This window comes from Silvimonas soli, from assembly GCF_030035605.1.
In the GTDB taxonomy this organism is placed as follows: Bacteria; Pseudomonadota; Gammaproteobacteria; order Burkholderiales; family Chitinibacteraceae; genus Silvimonas; species Silvimonas soli.
The window spans coordinates 2,541,886-2,562,441 of record NZ_CP106736.1 but is presented as its reverse complement, the minus strand read 5'-3'; the positions used below and the strand labels follow the sequence as shown (position 1 = coordinate 2,562,441).

23 protein-coding genes are annotated in these 20,556 nt (G+C 57.9%); 10 read left to right on the top strand and 13 right to left on the bottom strand.

The features are described from left to right. The first annotated feature begins 23 nt into the window (after positions 1 to 23). The 3 genes from N7220_RS11825 (at position 24) to N7220_RS11815 (ending at position 2,845) form a co-directional block, all read left to right on the top strand. On the top strand, positions 24 to 1,181 hold the full coding sequence (locus tag N7220_RS11825; protein WP_283147722.1) for a citrate synthase family protein: 1,158 nt from the start codon (positions 24 to 26) through the stop codon (positions 1,179 to 1,181). Between the two features lie 138 nt (positions 1,182 to 1,319). After that, entirely contained in the window at positions 1,320 to 2,222 is a 903-nt protein-coding gene (locus tag N7220_RS11820) for a hypothetical protein (RefSeq protein WP_283147721.1), read from the top strand. A gap of 71 nt (positions 2,223 to 2,293) precedes the next feature. Then, positions 2,294 to 2,845, top strand: a complete 552-nt coding sequence (locus tag N7220_RS11815; RefSeq protein WP_283147720.1) for a hypothetical protein — start codon at positions 2,294 to 2,296, stop codon at positions 2,843 to 2,845. A gap of 86 nt (positions 2,846 to 2,931) precedes the next feature. Here the strand turns inward: N7220_RS11815 and moaC are convergent, their stop codons facing one another. The 5 genes from moaC to N7220_RS11785 all read right to left on the bottom strand — a co-directional run bounded on the left by moaC (position 2,932) and on the right by N7220_RS11785 (position 6,942). Then, entirely contained in the window at positions 2,932 to 4,014 is a 1,083-nt protein-coding gene (gene moaC, locus N7220_RS20840) for a cyclic pyranopterin monophosphate synthase MoaC (protein ID WP_425326770.1), read from the bottom strand. Continuing rightward, positions 4,004 to 4,474, bottom strand: a complete 471-nt coding sequence (gene moaE / locus N7220_RS11800; RefSeq protein WP_390901492.1) for a molybdopterin synthase catalytic subunit MoaE — start codon at positions 4,472 to 4,474, stop codon at positions 4,004 to 4,006. Before moaE ends, moaC begins: the two co-directional genes overlap by 11 nt. A 2-nt stretch (positions 4,475 to 4,476) precedes the next feature. Next, positions 4,477 to 4,737, bottom strand: coding sequence for a molybdopterin converting factor subunit 1 (gene moaD, locus N7220_RS11795; protein WP_283147719.1), 261 nt, complete (start codon positions 4,735 to 4,737; stop codon positions 4,477 to 4,479). A 21-nt stretch (positions 4,738 to 4,758) separates the two neighbouring features. After that, positions 4,759 to 5,961 carry a molybdopterin molybdotransferase MoeA gene (locus N7220_RS11790; protein ID WP_283147718.1) on the bottom strand — a complete coding sequence of 401 codons (1,203 nt, stop codon included), beginning with the start codon at positions 5,959 to 5,961 and terminating at the stop codon, positions 4,759 to 4,761. 246 nt (positions 5,962 to 6,207) lie between these two features. Beyond that, on the bottom strand, positions 6,208 to 6,942 hold the full coding sequence (locus tag N7220_RS11785) for a peptidylprolyl isomerase (RefSeq protein ID WP_283147717.1): 735 nt from the start codon (positions 6,940 to 6,942) through the stop codon (positions 6,208 to 6,210). Positions 6,943 to 7,216: 274 nt separating this feature from the next. Between N7220_RS11785 and N7220_RS11780 the strand changes: the two genes are divergently transcribed. Further along, positions 7,217 to 7,936 carry a MarC family protein gene (locus N7220_RS11780; protein ID WP_283147716.1) on the top strand — a complete coding sequence of 240 codons (720 nt, stop codon included), beginning with the start codon at positions 7,217 to 7,219 and terminating at the stop codon, positions 7,934 to 7,936. 46 nt (positions 7,937 to 7,982) lie between these two features. On the opposite strand, the gene N7220_RS11775 is transcribed toward N7220_RS11780, so the two are convergent. From N7220_RS11775 to waaC, 3 genes are all read right to left on the bottom strand, one after another. Continuing rightward, the gene (locus N7220_RS11775; RefSeq protein ID WP_283147715.1) at positions 7,983 to 8,519 is read right to left on the bottom strand and encodes a hemerythrin domain-containing protein; all 537 of its coding nucleotides are present in this window, start codon (positions 8,517 to 8,519) and stop codon (positions 7,983 to 7,985) included. 67 nt (positions 8,520 to 8,586) lie between these two features. Next, positions 8,587 to 9,873, bottom strand: a complete 1,287-nt coding sequence (waaA, locus tag N7220_RS11770) for a lipid IV(A) 3-deoxy-D-manno-octulosonic acid transferase (protein ID WP_283147714.1) — start codon at positions 9,871 to 9,873, stop codon at positions 8,587 to 8,589. Beyond that, positions 9,870 to 10,829 (bottom strand): lipopolysaccharide heptosyltransferase I, encoded by a 960-nt coding sequence (gene waaC / locus N7220_RS11765; protein WP_283147713.1) that lies wholly within the window; start codon positions 10,827 to 10,829, stop codon positions 9,870 to 9,872. Before waaC ends, waaA begins: the two co-directional genes overlap by 4 nt. 110 nt (positions 10,830 to 10,939) lie before the next feature. Here waaC and N7220_RS11760 point away from each other — a divergent pair, with 110 nt between their 5' ends. Next, a complete protein-coding gene (locus N7220_RS11760; protein WP_283147712.1) occupies positions 10,940 to 11,590 on the top strand; it encodes a diguanylate cyclase domain-containing protein in 651 nt (216 codons plus the stop codon). Positions 11,591 to 11,639: 49 nt separating this feature from the next. Further along, entirely contained in the window at positions 11,640 to 11,906 is a 267-nt protein-coding gene (locus N7220_RS11755; RefSeq protein ID WP_283147711.1) for a hypothetical protein, read from the top strand. Between the two features lie 26 nt (positions 11,907 to 11,932). Here N7220_RS11755 and N7220_RS11750 read toward each other — a convergent pair whose 3' ends face one another. Next, entirely contained in the window at positions 11,933 to 12,445 is a 513-nt protein-coding gene (locus N7220_RS11750) for an O-acetyl-ADP-ribose deacetylase (protein WP_283147710.1), read from the bottom strand. 298 nt (positions 12,446 to 12,743) lie between these two features. Continuing rightward, positions 12,744 to 13,361: a ribosome biogenesis GTP-binding protein YihA/YsxC gene (gene yihA / locus N7220_RS11745; protein ID WP_283147709.1), complete on the bottom strand. Its 618-nt coding sequence runs from the start codon at positions 13,359 to 13,361 to the stop codon at positions 12,744 to 12,746. Between the two features lie 104 nt (positions 13,362 to 13,465). On the opposite strand from yihA, the gene N7220_RS11740 reads away from it, so the two are divergent. The 4 genes from N7220_RS11740 (at position 13,466) to N7220_RS11725 (ending at position 18,143) form a co-directional block, all read left to right on the top strand. Then, on the top strand, positions 13,466 to 14,083 hold the full coding sequence (locus N7220_RS11740) for a c-type cytochrome (RefSeq protein ID WP_283147708.1): 618 nt from the start codon (positions 13,466 to 13,468) through the stop codon (positions 14,081 to 14,083). 74 nt (positions 14,084 to 14,157) lie between these two features. Continuing rightward, positions 14,158 to 16,215, top strand: a complete 2,058-nt coding sequence (locus tag N7220_RS11735; RefSeq protein ID WP_283147707.1) for a cytochrome c biogenesis protein ResB — start codon at positions 14,158 to 14,160, stop codon at positions 16,213 to 16,215. After that, entirely contained in the window at positions 16,212 to 17,333 is a 1,122-nt protein-coding gene (gene ccsB / locus N7220_RS11730) for a c-type cytochrome biogenesis protein CcsB (RefSeq protein ID WP_390901491.1), read from the top strand. The genes N7220_RS11735 and ccsB overlap by 4 nt, the downstream gene beginning before the upstream one ends. Before the next feature lie 246 nt (positions 17,334 to 17,579). Then, on the top strand, positions 17,580 to 18,143 hold the full coding sequence (locus tag N7220_RS11725) for a hypothetical protein (RefSeq protein ID WP_283147706.1): 564 nt from the start codon (positions 17,580 to 17,582) through the stop codon (positions 18,141 to 18,143). Here the strand turns inward: N7220_RS11725 and N7220_RS11720 are convergent. Genes N7220_RS11720 through pth form a run of 3 tightly spaced genes read right to left on the bottom strand, consistent with a single transcriptional unit; the run spans position 18,140 to position 20,447 of the window. Further along, positions 18,140 to 19,228: a CobW family GTP-binding protein gene (locus N7220_RS11720; protein WP_283147705.1), complete on the bottom strand. Its 1,089-nt coding sequence runs from the start codon at positions 19,226 to 19,228 to the stop codon at positions 18,140 to 18,142. The two genes, N7220_RS11725 and N7220_RS11720, sit on opposite strands and share 4 nt — an antisense overlap. Further along, the gene (locus tag N7220_RS11715; RefSeq protein WP_283147704.1) at positions 19,195 to 19,842 is read right to left on the bottom strand and encodes a ParA family protein; all 648 of its coding nucleotides are present in this window, start codon (positions 19,840 to 19,842) and stop codon (positions 19,195 to 19,197) included. The genes N7220_RS11720 and N7220_RS11715 overlap by 34 nt, the downstream gene beginning before the upstream one ends. Continuing rightward, complete coding sequence (gene pth / locus N7220_RS11710) at positions 19,839 to 20,447, bottom strand: aminoacyl-tRNA hydrolase (RefSeq protein ID WP_283147703.1); 609 nt, start codon at positions 20,445 to 20,447, stop codon at positions 19,839 to 19,841. The genes N7220_RS11715 and pth overlap by 4 nt, the downstream gene beginning before the upstream one ends. Between the last annotated feature and the right edge of the window lie 109 nt (positions 20,448 to 20,556).

Below are 20,556 nucleotides of genomic sequence, written 5' to 3'. Positions count from 1 at the left end.
ACATAAATCAATATATTTAGCTTATGGATACCTCACCGCCACGTGGCCTGATCGACGCTCGCACTGCTACCGCCCGCCTTGGCATTAGCCTGAATACGCTCTACGCCTATGTCAGCCGGGGTTTGATCCGCACGGCCGGAGCCGCCGCCGACCCGCGCCAGCGCTGGTATGTAGAGAGTGACATCAGTGCCTATCTGGCCCGCAAACAACGTCAGCGCCGCCCCAAAGAGGCCGCCAGAACCGCGCTGGACTGGGGCTTGCCAGTGCTGCGTACGCGTATCACGCGCATTGAGAACCAGCAGCTGCAATATCGCGGTCATGACGCGATTGCCCTGGCGCAATTTGCGTCGCTGGAAGAAGCCGCAGCCATTCTGTGGGAACAACCTTCGCTGGACTGGGTGCCCGAAGACGCGCCTTTACCCCGCCTGCCTGGCCGGTTGCCCGCACTGCAACGAGCCACCGTTGCACTGGCCCTGCACGCCGCCAACAAGGCGCTGCCGATCGATGCTCCGGTCGCGGCTCAAGCCATGGAAGGTATCGCCCTGATGCGAACGGTTTGCCTGGCCTTGGGCGGCGCGCCCGGCTTGCCGGTACACCAAGCGTTAGCGCAAGGCTGGGGGCGAACTCATCTGGCGGAGCTGATCCGGCGCGCGCTCGTGTTGTGCGCCGATCATGAACTGAATGCCTCGACCTTTGCCGTGCGCGTCACCGCGTCCACGGGCGCCAGCCTGGCTGCCTGCCTGCAAGCCGGGCTAGCCGCACTCAGCGGCCCACGTCACGGGGGTATGACAGAGAAGGTTTCACGAGTACTGGCTACGTTGCTCGATAGCGCCGACTCAACGGATGATGATGAAGTCAAAATCGACCAGGCTAGCCGCATGGCCGAATTGTTTGGACACCCGCTATATCCCGATGGCGACCCCCGCGCCCGCGATTTGCTTAACAAGATGCCGCATGACTCCAGACTGAGCCATTTGATCCAGTCCGCGCAAAGCAGCGAAGGCGGATATCCCACACTTGATCTGGCACTGGTGGCTCTGGAGCGTTACGGCAAACTGCCCGCTGGCAGCGCGCTAAAACTGTTTGCCATGGGCCGTTGCGTGGGCTGGATTGCCCATGTACTGGAACAGCGTGATAGCGGCCAGTTGATCCGGCCGCGGGCGGAGTTTGCCGGCCCATGACTGCGATTTTGGCAGATGAATTGTCATCTGTGCCTTTCAAACAACACGGCAGCGCAAATCCGCAGCATGTAAGGGTTTTGTCATTTAAAATCTGACTAGATTAGAAATCTATTATAAACAATTGTGCCGGAGCCAAAAATGCGGTTTTTCCTCATTCCTTTCGCAACAGCGGTGGCGTTGTTGTCCGGTTGCGCCGTGCAACCGGCATTTAAACCGATGCCTGCTGCCGCCGTGCAGAAAGTAAAAAACTCAGACATTGAAGTACTTATTTCGCAAAAAGAATTGAATGCCTCTATTAACAATTCAAATCTGACCGCTGCAGCCGGTGGTGGGTTGTTGTTTGCCTTGATCGATACAGCAGTCAATAACAGCCGTGAAGATGACGCGCAGCATTTGATTGTGCCTTTGCGCAATGCATTACTTGATTACAGTTTTAATGATCAAGCCATGGAAGCAGTAAAACGTGAAACCGGCAACATCTCGTGGATTGCCGAAAAGAACGTCATGTTGCTGACCAAGGTCACCAATCAAAATGTAGAAAAAGCCATTGCCGAATCCAAAAAGGATGTGTTCACCACCATCGCTTTTGCCTACGAATTGTCGCCAGACATGAAGACCATAACCGTTATTGGTCATGCCAATGCATTCCCCAACACCGATGAACTGAAAGCCTTGCAATTGAGCTTGTACCAGGGAACCAGTAAAGTAAATGACCCCAGCGCCATGAAAACGCTGATGGTTAATTCCATTTATCGTGATCGCGTTGTCTTTCATGAAACATTGCCCGGCGATATCAAAGATCGATCGGCGGCCATTGCCCTGTGGTCAGCCAACGGGGGCGAATTGGCACGCAAGGCGCTTGATCATGGCGTAGATGTCGTTGCCAGTTTGCTGGCACGCGATTTTATCGCTGCCAATACGCCAGTAGTAGCGGGTGCGATTTCCAAACAGCCGGACGCATTTTTGACGGATATCGATGGTCAGAAAATGTCTGCCACCCGCGACAAGCTGGGCTCGCTGGTGGTGGTCGTCGTTAAATAATATTGCTGGCCGAAACCATGCAGGCGCCCTTGGTGCGCCTGCATGTTGATGCTACCTGCCCGGTTCATACTATGAAAAAACTGCTTATTCCATGTTTGATCGCGAGCCTTGCTGGCTGTGCTGCACCGCCTAAAGCCACCCTCAATTCTGATTACCAGGCAAACGATATTACTTCCGCGCGAGAAACAACCGTTCAGCGAGTTTGCCCTATCACCTTTGCCGGAATCGCAGACGAACGAAAAGCTGATGAAACGTTGGGGATGCCATATGGGACAGAAATCGTGGCAGAGAACGTCCCGCAGCTTATACACAATGGCTTTCTGAAATTGCCCAAAACCTACTATCAGGTTTCAAATACTGCCGGGGCGCAATCCAGCATAAAATTGCATTTGAAAAAATTCTATATTGATGCGCAGTCGGTTTCGCACGTCAGCAATATTGTCATGAAACTGGATGTAGTCGATGCACAGGATGGCCTCTTGGCGAGCACCACTTTACGAGGCGTCGATGTGAGCGTGAACTGGACCAACAGCGAGTCGGCCATTAACAATTCATTCAATCTGGCGCTAAAGAATCTACTCGAGCAAGCCAACCCGTTTCTCAAACGGGAATGCCGGGTTTAAGTCTGAGGGTGTTGGGCAGATTTGCGGCAATTCGTGCATATTTATGGCGTCAATGGTGCCAGCCAGGGACGCCTAAACGCCGCCAGTCATTCCCCCACCCAATGCCCCGACTTCCCGCCTTGTTTCTCCAGCAACCGCACGCCGTTAATCACCATCCCCCGGTCCACCGCTTTGCACATATCGTAGATAGTTAGCAGCGCAATTTGCGCGGCGGTGAGGGCTTCGATTTCTACGCCGGTGCGTCCGACGGTTTCGGCGGTGGTTTCACAGATCACGGTATTGCGGGGGGTGTCGATCTGGAAGTCGACCGTGACTTTAGTCAGCGCGATGGCATGACAAAGCGGAATCAGTTCCGGTGTTTTTTTGGCGGCCATAATGCCGGCGATGCGGGCGATGCCCAGCACGTCACCCTTTTTGTGGTTACCGCCTGCAATCAGCGCCAGCGTGGCGGGTTGCATGGTGATTTCGCCGGTGGCGCGGGCAAGACGCGTGGTTTCGGGTTTGGCGCCGACGCCGACCATGTGCGCTTGGCCGCTGGCATCAAAGTGCGTCAGGCCACCGTTGGCAACTGGCGGGGTTTCGTAGGCCAACTGGGTGGCCGCGACGTTGAGCGCATCCAGCGAATTGAGGTTGGGGAAGGCCGAATCGGCAAACTCAACCCACACCGGAGAAAGTGTTTCTAGCCAGTCGCCCAGTTTCAATTGATTCTGCGACAAACGCTCCACCAGCCCGGGCAAGGCGCTGCGCTTGACCAGGCACAGCGCCGGATGGGTACGCTCGGCGGTTTTGACGGCAGCAGCTTGTGCTTGCGGATGCGCATTCAGCGCGCTGGCGAGTTGTTGCAACAGATCATGCGGCAGTTGCGGCACGTCACATGGCACCACCAACAGGCATGGCGCAGGCGAGGCGAGCATCGCGGCATGAATGCCTGCCAGCGGGCCGCAGAAACCGGTGTAAACGTCATGCAGTACCGGAAAGCCAAAGCGTGAGTAATCCGCCAGGTTGCGATTGGCACTGACCAGCACCTGGCCGATGGGATGGGTCTGCTGCGACAAGGCGTGAGCCGCCCATGCCACCAGCGGCTGGCCGTTGAGCATAGCCAGCCCTTTGTCTTGCCCACCCATGCGACGGCCTTCGCCTCCGGCCAGAATCACTGCATCAATCGTCACTGTTTTGCTCCCATCGTTGCCGCGCCGCGTCATCGCTGGCCCGTGCTTCTACCCAACTGGCTCCGGCGTCCCCAATCTCTTGCTTCCAGAATGGGGCCTCGGTTTTGAGATAATCCATGATAAAGGCATTTGCTTCGTACGCTGCAACCCGATGCGCGCTGGCGGTGATAACCAACACAATCTGCTCACCTGGCTGCAAGGTGCCGACGCGGTGAATAACGCGCACGGCGTTAAGCGGCCAGCGGGCGGCGGCTTGGTCGACAATGTGCGCCAGCGCCTTTTGCGTCATGCCGGGATAATGCTCCAGCCGTAAAGCGCGGCCACCGTGCCAATCCCGCACCAGCCCGGCAAAAGCCACAATGGCGCCGGAACCGGGAATGGCTTTGGCGGCCTGATATTCGCTGGCCAGATCAAAATCGGCCTCGCCCACCTGGATGTGCACTTGCGGCGTAGTGGTCACGTTTAGCCTCCGGTAACCGGCGGGAACAACGCGACCTCGGCGTGATCGGGGATCAGCTCATCCAGCTGCACCATGTCCTGGTTAACCGCCGCACGAAACGGCCTGGCACCGCTGAATTGTTCATCCCACGCACCGCCACGCAGGCGTAACCAGGCAACCAGATCGCGCACGCTGGCGACATCCAGCGGCACGCTTACGGTTTCTGCCTCCGTGCCCAGCGCATCACGCAGGCGGGCGAAATAGCGTAGTTCCAGGTGTTTCATGGCGATGTCTTCCGATGATGTTTACAAGCGCAAGTCGTAGGGCAAAAAGGTCAGGAGGTCCCCTGCCGCAACGGGGATGTTTTCTGGCACTACGGCCAGGCCATCTGATGCGGCAACTGATGTCAGCACGCCCGAGCCTTGATTGCCGAAAGGCACCAGTTTTCCGGCTTCAATGCGTACTCGCAGGTATTCACGGCGCGCGCCAGCAGGCCGACTAAACCCGGCAGGCACGTGTAGTTGAGCGGGTTCACTTGCACCAATCCGCCCTTGTCGCTTGGCCAGGAAAGGCCGTACCAGGACGAAGAAAGTGACAAAGCTGGAGACCGGATTGCCTGGCAAGCCGATAAAATCGGCCTCGCTACCGTCAGCACCGCGAATGCGTCCTTGCGCGAACGGTTTACCCGGCTTGATGGCGATTTTCCACAAGTCAAGTTGACCCAGGCTTTCGACGGCGGCCTTGACGTGATCTTCCTCTCCCACCGAAACCCCACCACTGGTCATTACGATATCGTGCCCAGCTGCGGCCTGTTGCAGTGTGTTTTGCGTTGCAATCAGTGTGTCGGCGACGATCCCAAAGTCGGTAACCTCACACCCTGCTTCACGCAACATGGCTGCAAGGAGGTAACGATTGCTGTTATAGATTTGTCCCGCGCCTAAGGGTTGCCCTGGTTCGACCAGTTCACTGCCGGTGCTCAGCAGTGCCACCCGTAAAGGGCGAACAACCGTTACTTGCGCCACGCCGATAGAGGCCAGCAAACCCAGTTGGGCAGCGCCAAGACAGGCGCCCCGGGCCAGCACGATGCCGCTCTGGCGAACGTCATCACCGGCGCGGCGAATGTTTTGGTTCTGTTGTGGCGGCTGGCTGAGTTGCACCTTGCCATCCACCACGGTGCAATCTTCCTGCATGGCGACCGCATTGGTCCCGGCCGGAATGGGTGCGCCGGTAAAAATCCGCGCCGCCTCACCCGCACCCAGGGCGCTGCCGGTTTCACCAGCGGCGATACGCTGGGTGAGCTGGAACACGGCAGGTGGCACGGCAAAATCCGGTACGTGCAGCGCGTAACCATCCATGGCGCTGTTATCAAACCCCGGCACCGCAATGGGTGAGACCACTTCTGCGGCCAGTACGCGGCCATGCGCGGCGGCGAGCGCGACTGTTTCGGTCTCAGTCAGAGGGCGGGCTGTGGCCAGCAATTGCGAGAGCGCTTGATCGACGGTTTGCATGCAGCTCAGTCATGTCGTTTGAATACCGTTGATGATACGCGTCAGCGCGAGTGGGCAGAAGGCAGCCATTGGAGGTATTGCCAGCGCAGCCAGATTTGTGGGTCGCGCTGTTGTTCGAACTGACCCGCGTCGGCCGATAAATCCACCGGGGATTGATAGCTCGAACGAATGACTTCTCACCAGTCGGCAATAAAAAACGCCGCCCCTTGCTCAGGGTGCGGCGTCTGGCTGCGGTCAGGCGAAAAATCAGGCCGACATCGGCTTGAGTTCGTAACCTTGAATGTCAGCAGCTTGTACCAGCGTTTGCAGGTATTCATGCATGGCGCGGCGGGATTTGCTTTCGGTGAGGAATTCGCCCAGACGATCTTTCACTTCGTCGTAGGAGACTGTCTCGCCAGTGGTTTTCTTGCCGGTGCGAATGATGTGCAGACCGAACTGGGTTTCTACCAGACCGTCATACAGCTGGTTTTCGCCCAGGCCGAATACGGCAGCGTCAAATTCCGGCACCATCTGGCCACGACCAAATTGACCCAAGGCACCACCTTGTTTGCCCGACGGGCAAGCCGAGTGCTCTTTGGCCAGCGCTTCAAATGCAAACGGCTGGGCTTTGACTTCAGCCAGAATGCGTTCGGCTTTGGCACGCAACAGTGACGGCTCAACGCCGTTCTCTGGCGTGAACAGGATATGGCTGGCTTCGGCTTGTTCGCCGCGCACAAACGCTTGCGGGTTTTCGGCGTAGAAGGCTTCGCATTCTGCGTCGGTGGCGTCTTCAGATTTGACTTCGCCTTGCAGCAGCGTGCCGATGGCTTCTTCCGGCACAGCGACATCCAGACCCTTGGCTTTGGCTGCCTGCAGCAGCAATTCGCGCAAAATCAGTTCTTGCACTGCGCCATCGACCGGACGCGGTGCGTCCTCGTGGTGCGGCAGTTCCGCTTCAATCATGGCGTCGGTAATTTCGACGCCGTTGACGGTGATGGCCATCTATTGCTCCCGGGGTTCCATAAAAATCGAGCCACCTGCATTCAGGTGGCTTCAGCGCTAAATTGTATCTGCCCGACGCAAAATATGCAGCGGAAATGCTCAATCCATGCCGTTCGTCGTCATTCGAAAACAGCCAGCCAGCGGGTATTTTTTGGCATTCGCCCCGGATACTCCGGTTTTTTGGGGCGTTCCGCAGTTTGTCCGCTACAAAGCGGACGCCACACAACTACAATCCGGGCATTGTCATCCACACTTCATGACGTTGGGTTAGTCCATGCAGCAATTCTTCGCAATGTTCCTTGGCAAGATCATCCTGGTGATTGTGGGCTTGATTCCCATTTTGAATCCGCTTGGGGCAATGCCGATCTTTTTGTCACTGACCGAGCGCTATACCTCAGAAGAGCGGGCGATTCTGGCGCGACGGATTGCGTTCTTCTGTTTTTGCTTGTTGTTGTTCAGCATGTTTATCGGCTCGTATGTGCTGGATTTTTTCGGGGTCTCAATCCCCATTGTGCGGGTATGTGGTGGTTTGCTGGTCGCTTCTGCGGGCTGGAAGCTGCTCAATAGTCCGGAAGACTCGGGCGGCGCAAGTGAGCCCATTGGCAATGCCAGTGATCATGCCCGCCGCTCCGCTGAGCTGCAGAAGCGTGCGTTTTATCCGCTGACATTTCCGTTTACGGTCGGCCCCGGCTCCATCACCGTCGCGATTACTCTTGGGGTGGGGATACGCGGCCAGGACCGCCATCAGTGGGATATACAACTGGCCAGCGCCATCGGTGTAGCGGTCCTTTCCGCCATCATCTATGTCTGCTACCGCTATGGTGATCGCTTGCTCAAGCTGATTGGCTCAACCGGCACCGTCGTGTTTCTGCGGCTGTCGGCGTTTATTTTGCTGTGTCTGGGTGCGCAAATTTTCTGGGATGGCGCCAGCGGCCTGGCGGCGGAATTTCTGACATTGCACCCATGGCAGTTCAGCCCGACTGGCCAAGGCTAACCGGCCATTGCCCGCTCGGGTGACCGCAACCCCAAGATCACAAAGATCAGCGAATCACCACGGGTGCCACTGAGCGCCGGGCAGCCATATTGCGACCCATTGCTTCGCGCTCTGCTTCACTCAGCAAGTGTGCGGCTTGTGGATAGACTTCATTTTCTTCGCGCCCGGCATGAGTCACATATTGCTGCGCAAACGCATCCACCCTGGCCTGATCAAGCAACACAGCCTCGCCAGCCGCAATGGCAAGCAGCAGGCTCCGCGTCGCCGCCCACTGTGCGTGCAAATGCGGATGCTCATTCTGCAAGGTCAGGATGGTTGTTTGCAGTTGCGGATCGCCGCGCTGCTGCAACAGGGGGAACAGATCGTCGTCTTCGTCTTGGTGATGCAGCGGCGCGGCAACATCAAAGTAACGCAGGATGGCTTTGGCAGCGTCTTGCGCCTGGGCATCCGAACCATTTACCGGTAAAAGGGCGGACAGCTTTTGCAGCAAGCCCAGATAATGGCGTACCCGTTCATGGCAGGCCAGCAGCAGAGAAACTGGATCATCGAATCCGGCGTGACGGTCAGAGAACCGGTTAAGCATGGCAAGCATCCTGGCGGCGCGTAAAACGTGATGGTATGCCCGACCGCCTGCGCAATTAATGGTCGGATTACGGCTTGCCAGTGGCTGTCGGCACCGCCAGTTGTTCGGCCAGTTGTTTGAGCACACGCCCGGTGGCACCGCGATGCGCTGCGGCAAACGCCAGCCCTGCCTGGCTGGTGGCGCTGCGAGCCGCATCATCTTGCAGCAGTTGGACGGCCAGCCGGGCCACTTCCACAGCGTCTTTGCCTTGGCGAGCCGCCCCGGCATCGACAGCAATACGTGCTGTTTCAGCAAAATTGAAAGTGGACGGCCCAATCACCACGGGCGTGCCCACGGCGCACGCTTCAATCAGATTCTGGCTACCAAATGGCAAAATCGAGCCGCCAATAATGGCGACGTCGGCCAAGGCGTACCAGGCCGTCAGCTCGCCCATGCTATCGCCGAGCAACACTTGAGCGTCACCAATATCGGGTTCATTCCACTCACTGCGGCGCAGACACGCCACGCCACGCATGGCCAGCATGGCGGCCACTTCATCAAAGCGTTGCGGATGGCGCGGCACGATCACCAACAGGGTATTGGCTGGCAATTGCGCCAGCTCCAGCGCATCCAGCAGCAGCGTTTCTTCGCCTTCGCGGCTAGAAGCAAACAGCAATACCGAACGCGGACCCAGCGCTGCGCGCCAGGCTTGACCGTGCTCTACCTTGGCTGGCGCCGGTTCAAAGTCGAATTTCACGTTGCCGGTCACGGCCACATTGCGTGCACCCAGTGCGCGCAAGCGCTCAGCATCGGCGGCGCTTTGGGCAAAGGTCCCGGTTAGCTCGGCAAAAGCGGGTGCCGCCAGCCAGCGCCAACGTTGGTAACCGGTAGCGGATTTTTCAGAAAGGCGGGCATTGACCAAAAATAACGGCACGCCACGCGCACGGCATACATGAACCAGGTTGGGCCAGATTTCGGTTTCCATCAGCAAGCCAAAAACCGGCTTGAAATGGCGGATAAAGCGACGCGTGGCGCCAGCGTAGTCATAAGGCAGATAGGCGATCTGCACGCTTTCGCCCAATAGTTCGTGTGCGGTTTCGCGACCGGTCGGCGTCATGCAGGTGAGCAAAACGCGATGATCCGGCCACGCCTGCATCACATCTTTGATAAGAGGCGCTGCGGCACGGACCTCACCTACCGATACCGCATGCAACCAGATCACGGGCTGCGTATTCGCACTGCACGCGCCAAACAAACCCCAGCGCTCTCGCCAATGTTGGCGATAGGCCGGTTGTTTGAATGACCGGCGCCATAAATAGAGCATGACAATGGGTGTGACCAGCCACAGCAGCAGCGAATACAACGCGCGGATCATGAACGCATGCCCGACGTGGCTGCTTGCCAGACGGCCTCGACATCAGGCGAAGCACCATCGTGGCCAACATTCACCGCGTAGGTAGATGCCAGCACGCCGTTCTGTTCGGGGTCTGATGCCAGGAACACTGCGACTACCGGCGTGGCCATGGCCGCAGCCAGATGAGCCAGCCCGGTATCGACCCCCACGACCACTCGCGCATCGGCTAGCAAGGCGGCAGCGGCATCGAGCGCCATCTTCGGCGCGGCCTGCGCTCCAGGAATAGCAGCGGCAAGACGCTCTGCCCGCTCGCGCTCCGGCGCACTGCCCCAAGGCAGCACGCAGGCCAGACCACGCTCGGCAAAGCGCGTGCCCAAAGCAATCCAGTGCGGTTCTGGCCACTCTTTTTCGGGGCGGCTGGTGGCGGTGAGTAGCACCACATACGGCTGCGGTTTAAGCCACGGCAACTCCACTTTTGGGCGCGGCAAACCGTAATCGATTTTATCGGGCAGCGGATAAGCCAGCGCCGCCGCCGAGAGCTTGCGTACCCGCTGGATGGCATGTTGCTGCCATACCACCGGATAGCTGTATTGATAGGCAAAGCTGGCCAGCGCTTCACGCGCGCTGCTGCGGTCCGGGCCGGCGATCGGGCCATTGGCCATGCGGGCAAAGAACACGCTCTTGAGCAGGCCCTGGACATCCAGAATCAAATCGTACGGTTTGGCCTGCAAAGCCGCTCGGGCGGCACTGAACTCACGCCAGGTTTGCGCGCTGAATGGCGCTTTGCGCCAGCGCCGCAGCGCGACCGGAATCACCTGCGCTACCGCTGGATGCAAACGCGGCAGGCTCTGGAAACTTTCTTCCACTACCCAGTCCAGTTGCAAGCCAGGCAGAGCCCGCGCCATGTCAGTCACGGCAGGCATGGCGTTGATGACATCACCCATAGAAGAAAGGCGAACGATCAGAATATTCGGCATGGGCGGCATTCTAGCAGGCCAACGGCACTGGCGGATCGCTCCGGGCACGCTACACTATGAACTTGATATGCCATCCAGATATTCCGTCTGGATAAAGTGAGTTTGTACCCATGCCAAGTGTTCCTGTCTCTTTTGTCTGGTTTCTGGCCGCCGCCGGCTGGGCCATTGCCATTGCTGCCGTGATCGGCTGGAATCTGGTGCGTATAGAGCACCGCAGTTTCATCAGCAAGCAGGCCAGCCGCGCGGGGCTGGATGTGCAAACCGGCCTGAGTGCCCGTGACCGCTTTCTGACCGAAACCACCGCCACCATCAACCGCGCTCATCGCACCCATGCAGCGATCTGCATTCTGCTGATTGCCATTGAGCGTATGGAATTGCTGGAACAAAACTATGGCCCGCTGGCGCGCGATCTGGCGCTCAAGCAACTGGCCACACTCTGCCGCTCCAATGTGCGCGATTTCGATCTGGTCGGGCGTTTCTCGGATAACGAAGTCGCACTGGTACTGATGGATAGCGAGCTTTCCGGCGGGCACGTGGTGGCGAAACGGTTGCTGGCACGCAAACCGGCACACGTGGTGAAAATGCCGGATGGCCGCGTGGTGGATTTCGAACTGGAATGGGGCCTGGCGCAGTTGCGCAGCGAGGCCGACACTGCGGAAGACTTGTTATTGGCCGCCGATGCCGATCTGGTAGCCAACCGCACCCGACGCAATCGGCCCGAACTGCAATTGATCGCGGGCGGCAAGGCGGTCGGTTTATAATTTGCGGCTGGCTTGTGCCAGTTCACCTGCAGCGCGCTGGCGCAAATCCATGAAGATTGTTCGCACTATTGAGGTTTGGGGCAAAGGGATGGAGGGCGCCTTTATCGGCCACGTGCCCGTTGCCGCGTCGATCTCCACAACTTTTCTCTACGGTTTGTTCGCTCATGAGCAAGACAAACCCGATCCGGACATGAAGTTGTCGTACATGCTGGACGCTGCGCGCGTGGCCTTGTTGCAGCCCTATGTGGCGCAACAGCTGGCACCGGATCAATACGACTACATCTTGACCGCTTATGGCGTTCCCGACACTGATTGAGGCCGCTGCAGGATAACGCCGGCAACTCAGTCCTGGCGCAGCAAGGCCGCCTGGTAAACCGCCAAGTCCCGCTCTGAAAAACAGCAGAACACGATCTCGTGCGGCATATCTGGCTGGCCCATCACTTGGCGCACACTGCGCACGGCGATATCCGTGGCTGCGGCCAGCGGATAGCCATAAACCCCGGTGCTGATGGCGGGAAAGGCGATGCTCTGTATATGGTGCGTCGCGGCCAGCGCCAGACTATTGCGATAACAGGCGGCCAGCAGTTCAGCTTCGCCCGCATTGCCACCGTGCCAGACCGGGCCAACGGTGTGGATCACAAAGCGTGCAGGCAGCTTAAAACCGCCAGTGATTTTCGCCTCTCCCGTAGCGCAACCACGGAGCGTACGACACTGCGCCAGCAATTGCGGGCCAGCCGCACTGTGAATTGCGCCGTCTACGCCGCCACCGCCAAGTAGTGATTCATTCGCGGCATTGACGATGCAATCCAGAGCAAGTGTGGTGATATCTGCCTGAATGGCACGCAAAGTGGACACAGTACCCTCCGGCAAGCGACACGACTGATCCATTATGCAGAATCAGTAGCCGGATGAATCAATCTGCAGGTCCAAGACGCCAGGTCGCCACCCGTTTATGCAAGGCCGTCTGGCGCGTTTCACACAAACTTAATGACGTTGGCATAGAAAAAAAGAAACCCCGGCCCAAGGGGAGAATGACCGGGGTGTAATACGCCTTGGCATTTAGCCAAGGCACCCGCTCAGGGAGGAAAAGCGGGAGGTGCAGGGGCGCACCCAGCTATCAGAATAGAAAGCTTCGCGCAAAGTTCAAGGAATGCTATTCACCGTCCGTCACTTGGATGGTGAAAGCATCGAACCAGGCACCGACGATTTTTTCGACATTTTCGACACCTTGCTTCTTGGAACTGGAGAAAAGCTGCGCGGTAACTTGCGGATTTCCTTCAAATTCCTTGAGCACGCCACGCAAGGCGTTGGTTTTTTCCTGGGTGGAAAGCTTGTCGGATTTGGTCAACAGACAGTGCACCGGTTTGCCCGAGGGCAAGAACCAGTCCAGCATGCGTCGATCCAGTTCGGTGAGCGGGCGGCGGCAATCCATGATCAGTACCAGACCGATCAGGTTTTCGCGCTCTTTCAGATAACGCCCAAGCAGCCCTTCCCAGTGATTGCGCACCGCGGCAGGCACGGCGGCATAGCCGTAGCCGGGCAAGTCAACCAGCCTGCGTTGCCCATCCCCAAACTCGAAATAGTTGATATGCTGTGTCCGGCCCGGCGTTTTGGACACGTAGGCAAGACGGGTGTGATTGGCGAGCGTATTGATCGCGCTGGATTTACCGGCGTTGGAGCGCCCGGCGAAGGCAACTTCGATGCCATCAACCGGCAACATACGAAGTTCATTAACAGTGGTCAGGAAGCGGAGTCCGCGAAACAGCGACATGGTGTGTAGTCTGGTATTTGGTCTTGATATAGAATATCAGGATTTGATCCGTCGCCCGGCCTTAAACGCCGACGGGCATACCAAAATTCATAAGGGAGCTAGTTATGCGCGTTGCGCCCGTCGCAGCCCTGTTTGCTGCACTGACGATGATGAGCACCGGCGTTTTCGCCGCCACAACAGCCAAAGGCGATCCTGCAAAAGGCAAGGAAATCGTCGACAAGGTATGTGCCGCCTGTCACGGCGCGGATGGCAACAGTGTCGTCCCGGCCAATCCAAGACTGGCTGGCCAGCATCCCGAATACATCTACAAGCAACTGACCGAATTCAAAACGCAGAAGCGCAAGAACCCGGTCATGCTGGGTATGGCCTCGCAATTGTCGGATGACGACATGCACAATGTGGCTGCTTACTTCAGTTCGCAAAAACCGAAAGACGGTGGCGCATCAGACAAAGTACTGATCGCAGCTGGCGAAAAAATCTATCGCGGCGGCATTGCAGCCAAGAATGTGCCAGCCTGTATGGCCTGTCACGGCCCAAGCGGCGCTGGCATGCCAGTGCAATATCCGCGCATGGCTGGTCAGCATTCGGCATATATCATTACCGAGCTGAACCTGTTCCGCTCGGGCGATCGCACCAATGGCCCGGCCATGAACGATATTTCGGCACGCCTGTCCGACCAGGAAATCAAATCCGTGGCCGAATACATCCAGTCACTGCACTGATTTACCCGGTGCCATGCAATCTTAACCCAGGCACACTACTCTAGAGGGGCGGACAACCGCCCCTCTTTTGCTTTATGACTCAGACAGCCACCCGCAATCCTCGCCACGTTTCGTTCAGCCGCGCCCTGTTCGAACTCTTTTCATCCATGCGTTTTGCCGTCAGCCTGCTGACGGTACTGGCGATCGCATCGATTATCGGTACCGTGCTCAAGCAAGGTGAGCAGTACATCGATTACCGCATCGAGTTCGGCGAGTTCTGGTTTGGCATCTTCAAGCCACTGGGTTTGTTCGATGTCTACCATGCGGGCTGGTTCTTGCTGATTCTGGCGTTCCTGGTCATTTCTACCTCGCTGTGCATCTGGCGCCATACACCAGGCATGCTGCGCGACATTCGCAGCTATCGTGAACACGCCACCCGCAATTCCTTGCGCTTGATGGCTCACCACGCCGAGAGCACCGGTGCGGTTGATCGCGAAGCCGCGCAGAGTTATCTGAAACAAGCTGGTTATCGCTGGCGGATACTGGAAACCGATGGTACCTGGATGCTGGCCGCCAAAAAAGGCGTGGGCCAGCGCCTGGGTTATTTCTTTGCGCACGCCGCCATCGTGGTGATCTGTATTGGTGGTTTGATCGACGGCAATCTGCCGCTCAAACTGCGCGAGATTGTCGGCAACAAAACCGCCGAACTGCGCGATATCCCGCAAAGCCAGGTGCCCGCACAAAGCCGGCTGGATGCGGGCAACCTGTCTTTCCGCGGCAATGTCACGTTGCCGGAAGGCTCAGTGGGCGACGTGGTGTTTCTGAACTCGGGCGAAGGTTACTTTGTTCAAGACCTGCCGTTTGCCATTCGCCTCAAGCAATTCCAGGTTGATTACTACAGCACCGGCATGCCCAAGCGCTTTGCGTCTGATATCGACGTACTTGACCGGCAATCGGGCAAAGTGGTGCAAAGCGGCACCGTTGAGGTCAACAAACCGCTGGTTTACGACGGCATTGCCATTTACCAGGCCAGCTTTGGCGATGGTGGCTCGCCGCTGCAACTGACTGGCTGGCATCTGAACCGGGCGGCGTCGCAAAAATTTGAGGCCCGCTCCAAGAGCACCCAGAACATCACGCTGGATGACAACAAGCAATACACGCTGGAGTTCGGCGATCTGCGCGTGAACAACGTGGAGAACATGGGCAAGGATGCCGGGGCGGATACATCCGCAGTGGCCGTCAGCAAGCTGGAACAAGCGCTGGCGTCGTCGCAATCGGTGAAATCCAGCCACAATGTGCGCAATCTCGGCCCCACCATCCAGTTCAAGCTGCGCGATTCGTCTGGCCAGGCTGTGGAATTCCAGAATTACATGGCGCCGTTTCTGGATGACGGCGCGCTGTATCTGCTGACCGGCGTACGCAAGGAAATTGGCGCCTCGTTCCAGTACGTGCGCATTCCGCTGGATAACGATGCCAAGGTCGACACCTACATGCGCTTGCGCAATGTAATGATGGACCCGCAAGCGTGGCCCGAGATCGCCAAGCGCACCACCGACAAGGCTTTTCAGAATGGCGGTTTCTCGGCCACCAAGCGCGATGAATTCCAGGCGGTAACGCAAACCATCCTGAACCAGTTTGCCCAGGGTGGCTTCGCGCGCATTGACCAGTTCATTCGCCAGAAAGTACCGGAAGACAAGCGTCAGCCAGTGGCACAAACCTATCTGAAGATTCTGCAAGGTGCGACGGTCGATGCCATGGATATCGCCCAGGAACGCGCCAGTCTGCCGCCTCTGGCAGTTGACCAGAATCAGTACCGGTTCTTGATGGACAGCCTGGTGGCCACCAGCGGTTTCTTTGAATATGGCGCGCCGGTGTATATCCAGATGACTGGCTTTACCGAGGTGAAATCCAGCGGTTTCCAGCTTACCCGCTCGCCCGGCAAACAGATTGTGTTCTTCGGTTCCATCCTGCTTGTCATTGGCATATTCTGCATGTTCTATCTGCGCGAAGAACGCGTGTGGTTGCGTGCCGAAAAAGACAGCACCTTGCTGGCATTGACTGGTAACCGTCGCTCGGGCGACCTGAGCAAAACGTTTGAACAGCACCGCACCGCGTTGCTTCCTGCACCCAAAAATGAAGAGTCCGCGACATGATGACGCTCCCCCTTTCCCGGCGCTCGCCGCTGGATTTCGTGTTTGCGATCCTGATGATCGCAGCGGGCGGCATTGCCTACGCCCGCTATGGCCAGTACATGGATTACTACGAGCACGGCATTTTGCTCGGCGCGACCATTGGCATTGTCTGGTTCGGCTGGTTCTGGCCCGCCATGCGTTATTTCTTGCCCGCCGCCGCGGTGCTGGCGCTGATCGGCACTGCCAGTTACCACGGTGATCTGGCGACGGCGCAGCATTCGTTCCTGCTGAAGTATTTCCTCGCCAGCCAGTCGGCCGTGATGTGGATGTGCGTGCTGTATGTGATCGCCACCGTGCTGTACTGGGTAGGGATGCTGTCGCGTTCCGGCACGGCATTGTCCATTGCCTCGGGCCTGACCTGGACCGCGGCGCTGGCCGCGCTGACCGCCATGCTGGTGCGCTGGTACGAAAGCTATCTGATTGGTTCGGATGTCGGGCACATTCCGGTTTCCAATCTATACGAAGTGTTCATCCTGTTCTGTTTGATTACCACGCTGATGTACCTGTATTACGAAGCTCGCTTCAAAGCGCGTGCGATGGGTGCCTTTGTGTTGCTGGTCATCACCGCCGCCGTCGGCTTCATCCTGTGGTATTCGCTGGATCGCGGCGCGCATGAAATCCAGCCGCTGATTCCGGCGCTGCAATCGTGGTGGATGAAGATACACGTGCCCGCCAATTTTATCGGCTACGGCGCTTTTGCCCTGTCGGCGATGCTGGGTGTGGCGCAACTGCTGGTATCCAAAGGCGTACTGGCCAGCCGTTTGCCGAGCTACGAAACGCTGGGCGAAGTGATGTACAAGGCGGTGTCGGTCGGCTTCCTGTTCTTTACCATTGCCACCATCCTCGGTGCGGCGTGGGCGGCTGATGCTTGGGGCGGCTACTGGAGCTGGGACCCTAAAGAGACCTGGGCGTTGATCGTCTGGCTGAACTACGCAGCGTGGTTGCACGTGCGTCTGGTCAAGGGCTGGCGCGGCAACGTACTGGCATGGTGGTCGGTGATTGGTCTGGTCGTCACGACCTTCGCTTTCCTCGGTGTGAACATGTTCTTGTCTGGCCTGCATTCGTACGGCGGACTGTAGGCCGTTTGCATGTCGTTTCAGTATCAATAAAAAAGGCGGATTTCGAATCCGCCTTTTTTATTGCGCGCAGCAAACATCCGCTACTGTGATGCCGCGCTCCGCCGATTGGCGGTCGTCTGTCTCATTCAAATCACAAATCCCCGTATCACCTTTCCGTTACCGCCCGATTGCAGTAAAAACCCTGTTTGCCAAGCATCAGCTTTTTATGAATTACGGCCTCGCCCAAGAAGCGCCGGATTCCATCGCATGGAAAGAACCAGGGGGAGTGCAATGCTGGACGTGATTTATCGCAAGACCGAATTAGGACAAGCGGAGATTCAAACCCGCGCCAGTGGCCTCTCGCTCAAGCAGCGGCAACTGTTGATCATGATCGACGGCAAGACCCCGGCGCATGGTCTGCCGATGACCATGCCGGAAAAAGATCTCGTCCATAAATTGCTGGAACTGGAATGGGATGGCCTGATCGAGCGCGCCGGCTCTTTGCCCTCCAAGTCCGCCGCCACCGCTGCTGCGCCCGTGGCCGCGGTTACCGCGTCTGCGCCGGTTGCCGGGGCCGTGACTGTCTCGCTGGGCACCACCGCAGTACGCATCAGTGCGGGCCAGGTAGCGCGCATCCGCTCGATTCTGCACATGACCAACCAGAATCATCTGTCGGGCGAACTTGATGACATGATCCAGAACATGGAAAACATCACGTCCGTGGCCGAGATCGAAGAACGCGTCAGCCGTTACATGACCGTCATGAAGCAGCGCGGCATGGAAAGCGCCGCGCAAACCTACCTGGCGCAGATTCGTACCGTTTTGCGTTAAACCGGTACGCCAGCGCCACTCTCACCCTCAGCACTGCCTGGCCGTATCCGTGCGGCCAGCAGGCGCGCTTCCAGTTGCGACCAGTCTGGTGCTGCTGCGGCCTCAACGATCACCTCAAAGCGACTGTCACGGCGGTATGCCGAGACGTTGGCCGACGGGTACTGGTCGACCCAGTCAAAGCGATACCAGTCACGCTCGGTATGAAACACGCCTTTGGCGCGTGACAAACCCAGCAACGCGAGTGCATCGGCCTGGTTAAGCGCCTGAAACAAATCTGCCAGCGCACCGCTATCAAACAGGGTTTCCGGGGTAAAAATCCAGCCACAGGCATGTGAACCCAGGCTGGATTGGGTTTTACGTACCGGCTCATTACCTTGCGGCACTTCAGCTGCAACAGGCGCTTCAGCCTTGCGCCGCGGCGCCAGCGGGCTGTGACTACTGGCGTGCGCTTGCGGCTCTTGCCAGCGCTCGGCCAGTAACGGCGCATCCAGCAAGTCCGGATCAATCAGTCCCTGGCGCGTTTCGACCACGGCAATTTTGGGCGGAAAGGCCGCATTGGCCATCGCCCGGGCGCGTTCCAGTTGCGGCGCGTCAGCCAGGTCCGTTTTGTTGATCACCAGCACATCCGCCAATTCGATCTGGTCACGCCAGGTTTCATTGCGGGCGTAGCGGGCATCTTCCGGATGCCGGGCATCCATCAGCGTCAACACGGCGCGCACTTCAAACGTGGCGCTCATGAACGGGTCACGCAGCAAATCGATAATGCCCGCCGGGTGGCCGAGCCCCGACGGCTCGATCAGGATGCGATCCGGGCGCTTGCCTTGCACCAGCTTGTTGAGGTTGACCCGCAACATCGGGCTGGTGGTGCAGCAGATACAACCACCCGGCACTTCGGCAACCTGCAAACCTTCGCCCGCAGAAGACAAAGTGGCGCCATCAATACCCACCTCGCCGAATTCGTTGACCACCACGGCCCAGAATTCGTTGGCGGGCTTGTCGGCCAGCAAACGGGAAATAGCCGTCGTTTTACCGACGCCAAGAAAACCGGTGATCAGATTGACGGGGATGCGGGGTTGCGAAGCCACTTGGGAATTGCCTGCCATTGTTCAAGGTCACGCTCGAACCGCTTTGCTGGCAGATCGAACAACGTGAGCCCCTTGGGTTGAAGCTGCACATACAGCTGGGTGTTGCGCAGATAAGTGAGTACCGGAAAGCCGTAACCAGCGAGGAAGGTTTCCAACTGGCGCGCGGCGTGAGTGCGCGGATCAACACGCATGCCGACGATGCCGATCTCGACCTGTTTTTTGCGTACCGCTTTTTCTTCGGCCAACTGGGCGAAGAAACCTTCCAGCGCCCACATATCGAAAGCTGACGGCACCACTGGCACCAGCACCCGGTCGACCAGCTTGAGTGCCGATTCAAGCTTTTTGCCATGCAAACCGGCGGGACTGTCCAGAATAGCCACCGTGACGCCTTTGGATGGGCGCAGCAACTCATCCGCCTCCACATCCCAATCGCCAATCAACGGATACTGTGGCGGGCGTTGGCCCAGCCAGTAACGCGCCGTGTGCTGTCGGTCCAGATCGCCCAATACGACCCGTTCACTTTGCCAGGCAAAATAGCCGGCCAGGTTGGTAGACAGCGTGGATTTGCCGCTGCCGCCTTTGGGGTTGGCGATCAATATGGATAGACAGGTCATGGTGCGGGCTTATGTGGCCTTTGTTTACCTTCATCGGTATGTAGTTGCTGCATGGCGATATTCATCTCGCCCTTGAGCATGCGGGGCAGCAGATTCTGGGCGCGGACCATGGCGTCATCGATTAATTCCTGCTCTTCACGCCGCGGCGGTTTGAGCACAAAGCTGACCACCTCATTGCGATCACCCGGATGACCGATGCCCAGACGCAAACGCCAGAAATTGGGCGTCGACAAATGCGCCTGAATATCCTTCAAACCATTGTGGCCGCCATTGCCGCCACCTTGTTTAAGCTTGGCCTGACCGGGCGGAATATCCAGTTCATCGTGCACCACCAGAATTTCATCGGGCAGGATTTTGTAGAATTGCGCGAGCGCCACTACCGACAGACCACTGCGATTCATGAAAGTTTGCGGCTGCAGCAGCCAGACTTCCTCGCCATGCAGCCTGGCTTTGCCAGCCAGACCGTGAAATTTGCTGTCATGACGCAAACTGACACCACCTTCGCGCGCCAGTTCATCCACCCACCAGAATCCGGCGTTGTGACGGGTGGCAGCATATTCGGCCCCGGGGTTACCCAGACCGACGATTAATTTGATTGCAGACATGGGGTATTTGATTTGACCGTATGCGGGCAGGCGCGACCTCAGGCTTTGGCCTGATGCCGCGTGCCCAGGTATTTGAGGCAAGCAGCCATGATAAGGGTTCAATGCACTG